This window comes from Myceligenerans indicum (assembly GCF_016742955.1).
GTDB lineage: Bacteria > Actinomycetota > Actinomycetes > Actinomycetales > Cellulomonadaceae > Myceligenerans > Myceligenerans indicum.
Genome location: NZ_JABBYC010000134.1, coordinates 1 through 1,055, shown reverse-complemented (window position 1 = coordinate 1,055; position 1,055 = coordinate 1). Strand labels below are relative to the sequence as shown.

The following is a 1,055-nucleotide window of genomic DNA, read 5'->3' as shown; positions in this document are numbered from 1 at the left end:
GAACGGCATCATCGAGCTCCACCGCCGCCTCGCCCGCGGCTACCGCAACCGCGACAACTACCGCCTACGCATGCTCCTCGCCGGCGGCGGACTCGACATCACGCCCCTACCGGATGTCCCATGAGCCGGTTAGTCACCCCGTAGCTTGTCGAGGATCTCGCGGGCTGTGGGTGTGAGGTCGGGTTGGGCGGTGAGTTGGTGGCCGGCGATCTCGACGAGGCCGGCTCGCAGGGGCCGGAGGGTCTGGACGATCTTGCGGATCGAGACCTCGGCGCGGGTCTGGAGGTAGCGGGCCACGGCCAGCGCGGTGAACACGATGGTCAGGTGGGCCTCGATCGCGTCGCGCTGGTGGTGGAACACGGGCCGGGTCGCGAGGTCGTTCTTGGCCATCCGGAAGGAACGTTCGACCTGGTAGAGGTCGTGGTAGGAGTCGATCACGGCCTGCCCGTCCATGACGTCGGCGTCGATATTGCTGACATACCCCTTCAGACCGGCCAGGTCCCGGGCGCGCTGGACGAGGTCCCAGTCCACGCCGCGGCTGGTGTCGTCCATCCTCACGAACCGGTCCTTCTTCAGCGGCTTGGCCCCGGCGGCGACCTTCTCCGCGCGGGCGACCTGCGCGTTGATGGTGCGCTGGTCGCGCTGCTGACGGGCGAACAGGTACTGGTAGACCACCCGCCGCCTCCGCGCGTTCTTCCCGGTGCCCATCACGCGCGCAGACTCCAGGATCTGTTTGTCCTTGAAGTAGTTCCCGTGTCGTTCGAAGTGTTCGGCCAGGTCATACGGTGCTTTGGTGATTCTCGAGCCGACGATGAACTTCAGTCCGGCGTCCTCCAGCTCATTCAGGTTGGCCGCCGAGAGCATCCCCGCATCGGCGACCACGACCAGGTCGGTCGCGTCCAGCGAGGCCAGGAGGTTGGTGACCACCGGGCGTGTCAAATACCTCGTGTAAGGCTGTGGGCCTGATCGAGATGGAGTGTGCTGGACGAGATGACGATGGAAGATGTGGAGCTGACGGGTTCGGGGACGGATGCGACCTCGGCTCTGGCGGCCGA

At 66.2% G+C, this 1,055-nt stretch carries 1 pseudogene; it reads right to left on the bottom strand.

Features of this window, described 5'->3' with window-relative positions:
- Positions 1-129 precede the first annotated feature (129 nt).
- A pseudogene (locus HGK34_RS22255) lies at positions 130-930 on the bottom strand (IS1634 family transposase); the annotation flags it as partial.
- Positions 931-1,055 lie beyond the last annotated feature (125 nt).